The organism is Bartonella sp. TS25HLJMH, from assembly GCF_042193505.1.
Lineage (GTDB): Bacteria > Pseudomonadota > Alphaproteobacteria > Rhizobiales > Rhizobiaceae > Bartonella > Bartonella grahamii.
In genome coordinates, this window is the sequence record NZ_JBHILV010000009.1 from 14,414 (window position 1) to 28,422 (window position 14,009).

6 protein-coding genes and 1 pseudogene are annotated in these 14,009 nt (G+C 40.0%); all 7 read left to right on the forward strand.

The genetic code is table 11. The features are described from left to right. Window positions 1-539 precede the first annotated feature (539 nt). Window positions 540-802, forward strand: a pseudogene (locus ACFINF_RS05545) (DNA translocase FtsK); the annotation flags it as partial. 132 nt (window positions 803-934) lie between these two features. Then, window positions 935-1,543, forward strand: a complete 609-nt coding sequence (locus ACFINF_RS05550) for an outer-membrane lipoprotein carrier protein LolA (RefSeq protein WP_375620013.1) — start codon at window positions 935-937, stop codon at window positions 1,541-1,543. 30 nt (window positions 1,544-1,573) lie between these two features. Beyond that, window positions 1,574-2,389, forward strand: a complete 816-nt coding sequence (locus tag ACFINF_RS05555; RefSeq protein WP_375620014.1) for an exodeoxyribonuclease III — start codon at window positions 1,574-1,576, stop codon at window positions 2,387-2,389. Between the two features lie 61 nt (window positions 2,390-2,450). Next, a complete protein-coding gene (locus ACFINF_RS05560; RefSeq protein WP_375620015.1) occupies window positions 2,451-3,932 on the forward strand; it encodes an efflux transporter outer membrane subunit in 1,482 nt (493 codons plus the stop codon). Continuing rightward, the gene (locus ACFINF_RS05565; protein ID WP_375620016.1) at window positions 3,929-5,155 is read left to right on the forward strand and encodes an efflux RND transporter periplasmic adaptor subunit; all 1,227 of its coding nucleotides are present in this window, start codon (window positions 3,929-3,931) and stop codon (window positions 5,153-5,155) included. Before ACFINF_RS05560 ends, ACFINF_RS05565 begins: the two co-directional genes overlap by 4 nt. 3 nt (window positions 5,156-5,158) lie before the next feature. Continuing rightward, on the forward strand, window positions 5,159-7,168 hold the full coding sequence (locus ACFINF_RS05570; RefSeq protein ID WP_375620017.1) for a MacB family efflux pump subunit: 2,010 nt from the start codon (window positions 5,159-5,161) through the stop codon (window positions 7,166-7,168). Window positions 7,169-8,148: 980 nt separating this feature from the next. Then, window positions 8,149-13,107, forward strand: a complete 4,959-nt coding sequence (locus ACFINF_RS05575) for a DEAD/DEAH box helicase (RefSeq protein WP_375620018.1) — start codon at window positions 8,149-8,151, stop codon at window positions 13,105-13,107. The last annotated feature ends 902 nt before the right edge of the window (window positions 13,108-14,009 follow it).

A 14,009-nucleotide genomic window follows, 5' to 3' on the forward strand; every position in this document is an offset into this window, starting at 1 on the left:
TTGTAACGTGCAAGCAAATGATTTGAATTGATTCAATATGAGAGGGTATGTGATGAGAGAATCTTCCTGTATTTGGCATTATGATTTAAGTTAAAAAGATAATTTATTATAAATCAATATCCTAGTATAAAATAATGTCATTGCGAATGTAGGGGTATAAAAGTATGTAAGGCTTGATATTTAAGTGTTTTTTTAAGTGTGCTCTAAATATTGAGGGCAAGGCTTATCTGTCGAGCCTTATATAAATGAATCATATGGGGTGGGAAGCCAAGTGAAATCTGCTAAACGCTAAACTGTTTACAGACGGGTTCGGGTGCAAATTTTTATTCTTTTGGATTGGAAGGAAGCCAAAAAAGCATTTTTGCCACTTAAAAGAGTTTTCAGGTTCGCGAGCAATATGTTTAGTACTTAATCCGTTATGTATTGACTATAATTTATGTTGCTTCACAGATTAGGGGTGGGAAAGAATAGATTATGCGTTTAGAAAATCAGCGGAAAAGCAGGAAATTTGGATGCTTTCGGAAACTTAAACGCAGACTGATTATTTGGAAACGATACCGCAAGAGATCGCAAGAAATAAAGAAGGATGTTTCTTTAGCTTTTTCTTTAGAAGATGATTCCTATTGTCAATCTATTGCTATTGTGCTTCGTGATGGTAAAGCTTCAACTGCATTATATTCAACGTCGTTTAGGCATTGGTTATAACCGTGCCGCAACATTGATTGAAAGGATGGAAGAAGAAGGTGTTATTAGTCTAGCAAATAGTATGGGTAAGCGGAAAGTTTTGGGGACTGTTGAATAAGAATACTTTTAAAAATCTTTTGATAGTTTTTTCAAACAATATCGTTATCTTATAAAGAAGGGTATTATTCATCGTTGATCACTTAAGTTATAAATTATAAAGTCAATTAAGTATTGCTTGGGAGCATTTTTTATGAAAACGTCTTTTTTACCGCAAAGAAGAATCTTTGGGTTGGTGGGAATTATTATCTTTTGGTGTTTAACTTTTCCTGTTTTTTCTCAAGCGTCTAATAAAGTGATAAAGGCGCAAAATGTTGTAAATCACTTTGCGGCAATCAAAAAAATGACGGGTGATTTTATTCAGTTTAGTCCAAAGGGAAAAATGTCTCAGGGGACATTTTATTTAGAGCGCCCAGGGAAAATTCGTTTTATTTATAAGAAAATGCCTTTACAGATTATTGCAGATGGCCAATTTGTAGGTATTAACAATCGGGCTTTGAATACTTGGAACTTTTCACAACTTTCGCAAACGCCAATGAAGTTTCTATTAGCTGATAAAATTGATGTATCTTCTGGGCGTTTATTGGCATTTCGCGAAGATCCAGGGGCTGTGACGATTGTTCTGCGTGATAAAACGATTGGGGCAGGGCAAATAAGGATGGTTTTTGATTCTAAAGGCTCTGCTTTACGGCAGTGGACAATTGTTGATCAACAAAATTTGGAAACTACTGTGCAAATTATGAATGTGCGAACGGACGTCCGGTTCGCTAATGGAATGTTTACACTTCCTTCGAAGAAATAGTGCTGTGTTATTTCATTGGGATTGAAATGGATGTCCTTTCGTATTGCAACTTGGAATATTAATTCTATTCGTTTGCGTCTTGCACAGGTTTTTCAGTATTTGGAACTCTTTTCCGCAGATGTTTTGTGTCTACAGGAAACAAAATGTCCAGATGCTTTATTTCCAGTGGAGGATTTTGAAGCAGCGGGTTATAAGCATATCGCATTGAGTGGACAAAAATCTTATAACGGGGTGGCTATTGTTTCTCGTTTGCCTTTTAAAAAGGTAGAAAAGCGTTTCTTTTGCCAAAACCAAGATTGCCGCTATATCTCAGTTATTGTGGAAGCCCATGGGAGAAGCTTGCGGATTCATAATTTTTATGTTCCTGCTGGGGGAGATATTCCAGATGCTGATGTAAATGAAAAATTTCGTCATAAGCTTGATTTTTTAGAAGAAATGTCTTCTATACGTGCGGATCAAGGAGATGGTCTTTCTTCTCTTTTGGTGGGCGATTTAAATATTGCTCCTTTGGCAGAGGATGTTTGGTCTCATCAGCAGTTGTTGAAGGTTGTAAGCCATACTCCCATTGAAACCGAGCGTTTACAGGACTTGTGTTGTCAAGGTGGATGGGTTGATCTGATGCGGTTGCATATTCCTGCTCCTGCCAAGCTTTATACATGGTGGAGTTATCGTGCACGCGATTGGGCATTTACCGATTATGGGCGGCGGCTTGATCATGTTTGGTCTTCTCCTGATTTAGCACCTTTTGTTGTAGATCTTTCGATTTTTCGTGATGCGCGCGGATGGGCACGTCCTTCAGATCATATTCCTGTGCAAACTGTATTTGATTTTTCACGTCAAGTTTGAAATAAGAGGTAAATAAAGTATTAATATTAAATAATGATTCTGAAAGAATGCGGGAGACTAGATGTATATCAGAAATCTCAAAAGGGGCGCTTCTCGTGGATTACTTTCTAGTGTTTTGTTGTGTTTGCTTTTGTCAGGATGTATGGTTGGTCCTAATTACCAGAAAACATCTTTTCGTGTTCCAGCAGTTTGGGGAGAAAAATCTGCACAGACTGCAGGGCAGCCAGTTGCACTTGCCGGATGGTGGCGGCGTTTGAATGACCCTGTTCTAGATGCATTAATGGATTATGCGATTTCTGGAAATAATAATGTTGCTGTTGCCAAAGCCCGGGTACGTGAGGCGCGTGCGGGTTTAGGACAGGTTGTGGGAACTCTTTTGCCAAATGTGTCCAATTCAATTTCAGGAACTCGTAGTCATTCTGCACAGTCTGATGCATTGTTAACCCAATATCATAGTGGTTTTGATGCAAGCTGGGAGCTTGATTTTTTTGGTGGGCATAAACGAGCGGTTGAAGCAGCGCGTTATGGTCTTGATGCGACTGTGGAAGATATGCGCGCTACCATGGTGACATTGCTAGGAGATGTGGCAACAAATTATGTACAAATGCGTGGTTGGCAACAGAAATTGTTGATTGTGCGGCAAATTGCTGTATCACAACGTAAAACCTATGAATTGATGCGCGCTAGATTAACAGCTGGTGATGTTTCTGAGCTCGATGTTTCAAATGCGCAAGCACAAATGGCAAATACAGAAGCAGATATATCACAGATGGAAGCAAATTTAGCAATGAGCGTTCATCGCCTTTCTGTCTTAACTGGTCGTGTGCCTACGGCATTGAAGGATCTTTTACAAAAAAATGCTAAGCATGTAAAGATTCCACAACCGTGCTGGCCGATACCAGCAGGAATTCCAGCTGATATTTTGTTAACACGTCCGGATTTGCGACGGGCAGAGCGTCAATATGCGCAAGCGACAGCGCGGATTGGTCAACGTGAAGCAGATCGCTATCCATCACTTACTTTAACAGGTAATATTTCGACAGCAGCAACGGCGATTGATCAGTTGTGGAAAAATTCAACGATTGGCTGGTCTTTTGGACCTGGTCTGCGTTTTCCTTTTTTTAATGGAGGTCAGGTTGAGGCTTCTATTGCGGTAGCGCGTGCGCAGCGTGATCAAGCTTTTATTGCTTATCGCGCTGCTGTGTTGGGAGCTTTAGAAGATGTAGAAAATGCGCTGATAAGATTAACTAAAGAACATCAACGCTTAGAAAAGCTAATCGTTGCGAATAAAGCTGCTCTTCATTCTTTAAAACTTTCACGGAGCCTTTTTGAGAATGGAAATACTAGTTTTCTTGAATTGTTAAACGCTGATCGCTCTTATTATTCTGCACAAATGGCACTTAAAGATAGCCGTGTTTCTTTGGTTACGCAATATATCACGTTGATGAAAGCATTGGGGGGGGGCTGGGATGGCGTTGTTGATGTATCACGTCCGGAAGTCGTTGATGGTGCACCTCGTTCGCGTGCAAAGGTAGGGAAATGAAAAAAAGTTTACTCAAAAATTTCATTACAAAACACAAAAAACTTTCCTTCTTTTTAACTGCTATATTCCTTCTTCTCTTGTTTTTATGGTTGCGTTCTGTTGTTTTTGGAACATCTAGCCCAACTTATGTAACAGCGGTGGTGAAGCGTGGGGATATTGAGGAAAGTGTTTTAGCTTCTGGTCTTGTACGTCCTTATCGGTTGGTGGCTGTTGGTGCGCGTGCAACAGGGCGTGTGGTGTCAATGCGGGTTTCTCCTGGGAGTGTTGTGAAAGAAGGCGATCTCTTGGCAGAAATTGATCCTACAGATCAAGAAAATGATTTAAAAAGAAAAAAAGCAGCATTATCTCACTATTATGCGAGTTTGGTAGAACAAGAAGCCCTTCTTTCTCTTGCACAGAAAAATTTAGCACGTCAGAAAAAAATGATCGAGTCACGTGCGGTTTCACGGGCTAATCTCGATGATGCTGCGACACAAGTAAAAATACGTGAGGCGCAAATTGCTCAACTTCAACAGCAGATTGTGCAAGCACAAATTGATGTGGATAGTGCAGAGGTCAATTTAGGTTATACACGTATCATTGCCCCTTCAGCGGGAACGGTTTTGGCAACAGTTGTGGAAGAAGGGCAGAATGTGAATGCGGTTCAGTCGGCGCCAACAATTGTTATTTTGGGCGATTTGTCAAAGATGACGATCAAGGCGCAAATCTCAGAAGCTGATGTTCTTAAAATTCAGGCTGGACAACCACTTTATTTTACAGTTTTAGGGAATTCACAGCGTCGTTATGAGGGCGTTTTAGAAAAGATAGAGCCTGCTCCTGAAGCAATTCGTGCTGATGTGAGTATTAACCCTGGTATGGTAGGGGGGTCTAGTGCTTTAATCTCATCAGCTATTTATTATAATGGAATTCTACATGTTGATAATGCCGACAATTTTTTGCGAACCTATATGACTGCTCAAGTTCATATTATCTTAGGGCGTGCTCAAAATGTCTTGTTGGTTCCAAGCGATGCTTTACGCGATGAGACAAAAGAGCATAAGGCATGGGTTTCTGTTTTGGAGGGGGGAAACAAGGTGGTTACGAAACAGGTGAGTGTTGGGTTGAATAATAAGGTGATGGCAGAGATTATTTCAGGACTTAATGAGGGCGATGTTGTTATCACCGGCTCGCCTGATGGAGTGATGCCAGAACCTTCTGATGTGCATAGTGAAGACGAGATTTAAGCCATGAACACAAACCAAGCGGATGCTGTTCTTGTGTTGGAAAATATTGTACGTAAATTTCCAGCGGGTGAAACATTTGTTACTATTTTGAAGGATATCAATCTTACCATTAAGCGCGGTGAAATGGTAGCGATTGTGGGAGCTTCTGGTTCAGGAAAATCTACATTGATGAATATCTTAGGCTGTCTTGATCGGGCAACTTCTGGTCGTTATTGGATTGCAGGGAAAGAAACAGCCTCTCTTTCAGCTGATGAATTGTCGGCTTTGCGGCGCAATCATTTTGGTTTTATTTTCCAGCGCTATCATTTGTTGAATGAATTGACAGCTCTTGGGAATGTTGAAATTCCGGCTATTTATGCAGGATGTGCTGTGGAAGCAAGGAAAAAGCGTGCACAAGATCTTTTAACGCGCTTGGGCATGGGTGATCGGGTGAATCATCGTCCAAATCAACTCTCAGGTGGTCAGCAACAACGAGTGTCTATTGCTCGAGCGTTGATGAATAATGCGGAGGTTATTCTTGCCGATGAGCCAACTGGTGCACTGGATAAACAGAGTGGACAGGAAGTGTTGCGTATTTTGGATGAGCTTCATCAAGAAGGTCGTACTATTATCATTGTAACCCACGATATGCAGGTGGCCAAAAGAGCAGAGCGTATTATCGAAATCAGTGATGGAGAAATTATTGCTGACAGTATGACAAAGGTTGCAAAGAAAAGAGCAGTGGGGGCAAAAATAAAAACGGATAGTCAATCTTTTTATGAAAAACAGAAACTAAAAGTTAAACAACAGCTTGGCTCTTTTTGGTCTTTTGTTGAGCGGTTTCGTGAGGCATTTGTTATGGCTTTGTTGGCAATGAATGCACATCGAATGCGAACTTTTTTAACAATGCTTGGGGTGATTATCGGTATTGGGGCGATTATTGCTATGGTGGCTTTGGGGAATGGTACACGAGAGAAAATTTTGGAAAATTTTAAAAGCTTGGGTGCTAATACATTAACAATTTTACCTGGCAAAAGTTTTTCTGATCCACAAGCGGACAAAATAACAACTCTTGTTGAAGCTGATGCAGAAGCCTTGTCTGGGTTACCTTATGTTTCTGGTGTAACACCTCAGATCTCAACAAGCTCGAAAGTGCGTTTTGGTGCAGTTGAAGTCAATGCTGTCATTGTGGGGGTGGGAGAACAATTTTTTCAGACACAGGGGCTTAAAGTTTTCAAAGGACAGTTTTTTGATCAAAAAAGTGTGCATGATCGGGCGGTTGATCTCGTGATTGAAAAAGAAGCATTGTCTGTTCTTTTTCCCCATAGCCATGAAAGCCCTCTTGGTAAAGTGGTGCATGTGGGTAATGTTCCAGCGCGTATTATTGGTGTTGTTGATTCGCAAAATAACGCAAATGGAAATACATCAAATACATTACAGCTTTATTTGCCCTATACAACAGTGCAGACGCGTTTTCTTGGCACAACAGAAGTTCGTGCGATTACTGTTAGGATTGCTGATGATGTCGATTCACATTTAGCGGAAAACATGGTGAAACGTTTTCTCATTATGCGGCATGGTGGAGAAGATTTTTTCATTAGAAATTCAGAATTCTTTCGTGAACGTATCATGGAGAGTACACATATCTTAACACTTTTAATTTCTTCAATTGCAGCGATTTCCCTGATTGTTGGTGGTATTGGGGTGATGAATATTATGCTGGTCACCGTTTCTGAGCGGATTAATGAAATTGGTGTGCGTATGGCAGTTGGTGCACGCCAAAGTGATATTTTGCAGCAGTTTCTCATTGAAGCGGTTTTGGTTTGTGTCATTGGTGGTGGTTTGGGGATTCTGTTTGGGCTTTCTATCGGTGGTTTATTTCTTCTGTTTAAGGCCCCTATCCACTTGGTTTATACGATTGATTCGATCATCCTATCCCTTACTTTTTCGACCCTCATTGGAATATGTTTTGGTTTTTCTCCAGCGCGGCAAGCTTCACGGCTTGACCCTGTTGTCGCTCTTTCACGCGATTAAGCTTTATCAATTGAAGCGTGTTTGTTGTGATGTTTTCTACTTGGAAGAAACATTTATGAAGCGAAACATGGATGGGAAAAGTTAGCATTATTTGCTGTTCTATTTTAGAAAACACTTTGTTCGTTAAGTGGAGCATGCTTTATATAACGTTAAAGGATGAAGTTTTATGGCACAACGTATCATGAATAAATTTCCCTTATTATTTTTATAGCTATATAAAATACAAGGCACGAGAACTTTAGGATTTTAACCTAAAAGTAAGAGGGCAAGTGGAGTATATATCTGTTAATAAACAGGATAAAAAAGAAGAAAATTTAAACGAAAAACAGCTTATATCCAAAAAAATGAACGGGTATACGAGGCGAGTTGGTCTCTATAGTTTTTCTTTTCCTTTTGTTTATTCGTGGACATGTTCTTTTTCTCAAAAATTGTATGGCAAAGAGAGGGATGTTGGTATTGGTAACGTTTGGTTTTGAGATTCTTTATGGTTTTATGTGACGGAGATACAGGTTTTCACGAAGTTCCAGTTTTGTAGGGAGAATGAGATGAATACACTTATGGGCTCATGCTGTTGGGAATGTTAATGACTGCATTTATTATACTGCATTTATTATTATGTGTATTGGTATAGCTGATTATTGGTTTTTGATATACTTTTATTGCGTTTAGCATCTCCTGAATATGAGCTTAAACTATTTTCAATAGATAAATATCAAAAAGAAGCTCACCAAAATAATAAAGCAAATCTCTACATTCTTGTAAGTGATTACATGATATTTATCAGGGATGGGGGAAGAACGGATTCTTATTCTTTTGCTGATAAGTAAAACTTTATTCATTTGTTTTGCTTAGTACATATTCTATTGTAAATATCGGTTCATTTAGTAAATCGAGTTATCTAAAGTCTTTTGGGGAAATAATAGACATTGACCAATTTGGCTAGACTCGATAATTGAAAGTATTTTGAGTTGGGTGGAAGCATGACGCTGCAATCGCTTTTACAGACATATCGTGACGAAGCGCGTACCGAACGAGACAAAGGTACATATTTTGAGCGTTTTGCTCTTGCTTATCTGACACATGATCCTCTTCAGTCTGGATGTTATGAAAAGGTTCAAACCTTTAGAGATTGGGCTCGTGAAAATGATTGGGATGGTCATGATACTGGTATCGATCTTGTGGCAAAGATTCGTAATGAAGAGGGTTTTGCAGCAATCCAATGTAAATTTTATGATGCAGCATATCGGATTAGAAAAGCAGATATTGATAGTTTTATTTCGGCATCAGGGAAAGCTCCGTTCAAGAGGCGTGTTATTATAGATAGCACTGAGAGTGCTTGGAGTGACAACGCTGAAACAATGATACGGGGGCAGGATATTCCCGTTATACGGATTAATCTTTCTGATATACAACAAAGTCCGATCCGTTGGGAAACTTTTGCAGCCCAGGGCAAAGTTGTTTTGGAGGATAAAAAGAAAATCCGTCCACATCAATTGGAGGCATTGCGTGATGTGCGTGCTGGGCTTGCTCAAGCAGATCGGGGTAAGCTCATCATGGCTTGTGGGACCGGTAAGACATTTACCAGTCTTAAAATTGCTGAGGATTTGGCGGGTGAAGGCAAGTTTGTTTTGTTTCTTGTACCCTCTTTGGCGCTGATGTCACAGACGGTCCGTGAATGGACAACGGATGCAGAAGTCGGATTGAGATCCTTTGCTGTGTGTTCCGATACACAAGTGGGAAAGCGTCGTAAAAATAGTGATGATGTTGCTGAAATTGATGTGTTTGACCTTGCTTTTCCGGCAACAACCGATGCTGCTAAACTTGCAGAACAGGCGGGTAAGAGTGTTGCAGATAAGATGACCGTTGTGTTTGCAACTTATCAATCCATTCAGGTTGTTGCGGATGCTCAGAAAAAGTATGGTTTGCCAACATTTGATTTTATCATTTGTGATGAAGCGCACCGGACAACAGGGGCAACGCTGGTTGGAGAGGATGAATCCAATTTTGTTAAGGTGCATTCCAATGATGTTATTCGTGCCAAGAAGCGCCTTTATATGACAGCGACACCACGTATTTTTGGTGATAACGCAAAAAGTCGCGCGAATGAAGTTAATGCCGTTCTTGCTTCGATGGATGATGAAAAGCTTTTTGGTAAAACCCTTTTTTATCGGGGCTTTTCATGGGCAGTACAAAATGATCTTTTAACGGATTATAAGGTTATTGTCTTAGCAATGGATGAAAAATTGGTCAGTTCCGCTGTTCAGAAGCGTCTTAGTGATGACCAGTCTTCACTTGTTCTTGATGATGCAACGAAGATTATTGGCTGCTATAAGGCGCTGGCAAAACAAGATCTGAAGGCTGATGTTGGTGCGGATCCACACCCCATGCGTCGTGCTTTGGCATTTTGTAAAACTATTGAAAGTTCTAAACTGGTGCGTGATGAATTTTCTGCGGTTGTTAGAGAATATCTTGATTATACGAAAGAGGATACGGAAAATGAGCACTTTCTGAAGTGTGAAATTGAGCATGTTGATGGCACTTTCAATGCGAAGGATCGTGGTGCATTACTTGACTGGCTGAAAGCTGAGAGTGGTGAGGATGTTTGTCGTATTTTAACCAATGCACGGTGTTTGTCTGAAGGAGTGGATGTTCCGGCTCTTGATGCGATCATGTTTTTAAATCCACGCAAGAGTCAGATTGATGTTGTGCAATCCGTTGGGCGGGTGATGCGTCGATCTGAGGGCAAAAAGATGGGGTATGTCATTTTGCCAATTGGTATTCCCTCTGGGATTCCAGTGGAACAGGCTTTGAACAACAATGATAAATATCGCGTTGTTTGGCAAATTTTAAATGCTTTGCGTGCGCATGATGATCGTTTTGATGCAACGATTAATAAGGCATCCTTAGGGCAAGATATCAGCAATGTGATTGAGATTATTGGCGTTACACAGAGTACTGAGTTACAGGCTGTTACGGCTGTTGTAGACAATCTTCCACTACGCGCACAACCGGCACAATCGAGAATTGGTACACCGGAGTATGATTTAATTCGTACAGAGAAAATACAAGGGGAGCTTTCTTTTTCAGTGGATGAACTTTCTCGTGCGATTTTGGCAAAGATCGTCAAGAAATGTGGGACACGTGATTATTGGGAAGATTGGGCGAGCAACATTGCTGAGATTGCCAAGAATCATATCACGCGCTTAATAGGTATTCTGGCAGAGCCAAATACTGAGGCGCGTCAAGCCTTTGACAAGTTTGTGGCAGAACTGCGTGATGATTTAAATGATGCGATTACAGAAGCTGATGCGATTGAGATGTTAGCACAACATATTATCACGCGTCCTGTTTTTCAGGTGTTGTTTGAAGGGTATCAGTTCACGCGTGAGAATCCTGTCTCGCGTGCTATGCAGCATATGCTTGATGTGCTTGATGAGGCAAACCTTGATAAGGAATCCAAAGATCTCGAGAAATTTTATGCAAGTGTAAAATTACGAGCCAGTGGAATTACGGATCCAAAAGCAAAGCAGAGGTTGATTATAGAGCTTTATGATAAGTTTTTTCGTTATGCTTTTCCTCGCACTGTAGAAAAACTCGGCATTGTTTATACCCCCGTTGAAATTGTGGATTTTATTTTGCACTCTGTCAATGATGTTTTAGAGCAAGAATTTGGGCAAACGCTTGGCTCATCGGGTATTCACATCATGGATCCTTTTACAGGAACGGGGACTTTTATCACGCGGCTTTTACAATCGGGTTTGATTACACCAGAGGAGATGAAGCATAAATTTTGTCGTGAAATTCATGCCAATGAAATTGTGCTTTTAGCCTATTATATTGCAGCCATTAATATTGAGACGACATATCATGGTCTGATGGGGGGCGATTATGTTCCGTTTGAGGGAATTTGTCTGACCGATACATTCCAGCTTTATGAGCAAGAAAAAGACCTGATCAGTGATTTGCTGGTGGATAACAGCACACGTCGATCACGCCAGAAGGAACTGGATATTCGTGTTATTGTTGGCAACCCTCCTTATTCTTCTGGGCAAAAAAGCGAAAACGACAATGCGAAAAATATTGGTTATCCTAAATTGGACCGTCGTATCCGTGAAACTTATGCTGCTCAATCGAGGGCGAGCAATGTTAATGGACTTTATGACAGTTATATTCGTGCCATTCGCTGGGCAAGTGATCGCATAAAAGACTGTGGTGTTATTGGTTTTGTGACAAATGCAGGTTTTATCAATGGATATTCTACGAGTGGTTTACGAAAAGAATTGAATGAAGAATTTTCGAGCATTTATGTTCTCAATTTGCGTGGTGATATTCGCAAAAATATGATGAGCAAAGGGCGTGCTCAAGAAGGGCAAAATGTTTTCGGAAGTGGAAGCATGACAGGAATTGCTGTGACACTGTTTATTAAAAATCCAAAGGTCACCGAGCATTGCAAAATTCATTATTACGATATTGGTGATAATTTCACGACAAAAGAGAAACTCTGTAAGCTTCAGCGGTTGGGCAGTGTTGGCGGTATCAAGCGTGAACAAGGCTGGCAGATGATTGCACCAGATGAGCATGGAGATTGGCTGGATCAGCGTAATAGTGATTTTGAAAAATTTCTAGCTTTAGGTGATAAGAAGGGCAGTGATAAAAAACTCTTTGAAACGTTTTCTTGTGGTTTAAAAACTAATCGTGATGCATGGGTCTATAATTCAAGCCGTGAATCTTTAGCAAAAAATATGAGCAATATGATTGCTTTTTATAACGGTGAAGTAGAGCGTTTTAATAATACTTATGCACATTCTGATCGTAAAACGCGTATAGGTGCTGTAGACGATTTTGTTAATACGGATGCCAAAAAGATAAGTTGGAGTCGTGCACTTAAACAAAAGTTAGCTAGAGAAAAGGTTTTTGAACTTAAAGAGACATGTCTTATTCAGAGCCTTTATCGTCCTTTTATACGACAGTGGCTCTATTATAATCGTGCTTTTAATGAAATGATTTACCAAATGTCGCGTATTTTTCCATTAGAAAAAGCGGTTGAAAATAGGGTAATACAAATTACAGGAGTTGGAGCAAGCAGTGGTTTTTCTGTTCTTATGACTAAGAGTTTACCCAACTTGGATGCAATGGAGAAAGGTCAATGTTTTCCACGGTATGTTTATGAAAATGTTGTATCTTTGAAAAATAAGGAGGGGGATCAGGTTCATTTGTTTGCAAATTTTGCAGAGGAAAGCAAAGAAACTGGTTTAGAGCGGCGTGATGCACTCACGGATGAAGGGTTGGTCTATTTTAAGGCAGCATATCCTGGTGAAATGATAACAAAGGATGATTTGTTTTATTATGTTTATGGGATTTTGCATTCTGAGGATTACCGTGCTCGTTATGCGCATAATTTGTCTAAACAATTGCCACGTATCCCAACAGTTAAAAAGGTAGAGGATTTTTGGGCTTTTGTGACAGCGGGGCGAAAGCTTGGTGATTTGCATATGAATTATGAAGAGGTTGAGCCCTATCCCGTTACTTATAAACAAGGTGATCCACGCACTTGGATGATTTCTGATGAGAAGAGTTTCTATCGTGTTGAAGCGATGAAATTTGCTGGTAAGCGTGGTGCTATTGATAAAAGTACAGTGATTTATAATGCGCATATCACGATGCAGAATATTCCTCTTGAAGCTTATGAGTATGTTGTCAATGGAAGGCCTGCTCTTGAATGGGTTATGGAACGGCAGATTGTCAAAACGGACAAAGCGAGCGGTCTTGTGAATGATGCTAATCGCTATGCTGTTGAAACGGTGGGTAATCCAGCCTATCCTCTGGAATTGTTTCAGCGGGTTATTACGGTAAGCTTGGAAACAATGAAAATTGTGCGCAGTCTTCCAAAATTGGAAGTGAGAGAAACTGAAAAGGTTAAGTTATCCATTGTGCGGTAAAACAGCGCTGTGTTGTAACAAACTGGCACTATCATACGCTTTGCCAGCTCGTGGGTATTGCGATAGCTCTTGGCACTTGAGACAAGTCCATAAGAGGCATGCCTTTCTTGTATAGTTTTACGCCACGCAAGCTCTCTTCTCTTGGATGTGCTAGTCCTTTGTGATGTGCAAGCAAATGGTTTTGATTGATTCAACAGAGAATAGATTTAAAATGAGAGAATCTGATGATATTGAGAGATCTCATTCAAGTTGTAGCGTATAAACTTTCCTTATAAATCAATGTGTTGCATGTGATAAAACATCTTAGGTAGTAGACGGATAAAATGATGATGTATGAGCTTTAGTGACAGTGATGAATATTCTTGAGCAGGCTTGTTCGTTGAGCCTTATGTGAGTAAACTATATAAATGGGGAAGCTGAGAGGAACCTGCCCAGAGAAGTAGGATTGTTTACAAACCGTTGCTGATGGGAGTCATCGTCCTTTGAGATGTTGGGAGGAAATCACAACTCTCATGAAATCTATCCTTTGAGCGGGGGTGATCTGAAGTGAGCAGGGAGAACGCGTTAGACAAGAAGCTGGATTGTTATTATTTACAGATCGATAGAGTTTAAAAATTTTCGTTTTTTTGGTGAGGCCGCTAAACAAAAAGTATTTTTAGAGGGAAATGATTTATGCAAAAAGATATTGCTATAAAAAGTGGGGAATGTTCGTGGCGGTGTGTGTTTTGAGATTATTCCTATCTGTGATCTAAAATGCTCTTATGAAGATGCTTTGTAGAATGAAGAAATAGTTGCTAATATATTGATTTATAATGATAGTTTAATATTCTCTCTGTTGAATGAGAAATCTAAGTATCATAAATTTTCTTATTTTAAATCTATTACAATTACTTCTTTGTATG

What these genes read in the sequence shown, in the direction of transcription:
- ACFINF_RS05550 (WP_375620013.1), top strand. Translation starts at nt 935, where the DNA reads ATGAAAACGTCTTTTTTACCGCAAAGAAGAATCTTTGGGTTGGTGGGA.
- ACFINF_RS05555 (WP_375620014.1), top strand. Translation starts at nt 1,574, where the DNA reads ATGTCCTTTCGTATTGCAACTTGGAATATTAATTCTATTCGTTTGCGT.
- ACFINF_RS05560 (WP_375620015.1), top strand. Translation starts at nt 2,451, where the DNA reads ATGTATATCAGAAATCTCAAAAGGGGCGCTTCTCGTGGATTACTTTCT.
- ACFINF_RS05565 (WP_375620016.1), top strand. Translation starts at nt 3,929, where the DNA reads ATGAAAAAAAGTTTACTCAAAAATTTCATTACAAAACACAAAAAACTT.
- ACFINF_RS05570 (WP_375620017.1), top strand. Translation starts at nt 5,159, where the DNA reads ATGAACACAAACCAAGCGGATGCTGTTCTTGTGTTGGAAAATATTGTA.
- ACFINF_RS05575 (WP_375620018.1), top strand. Translation starts at nt 8,149, where the DNA reads ATGACGCTGCAATCGCTTTTACAGACATATCGTGACGAAGCGCGTACC.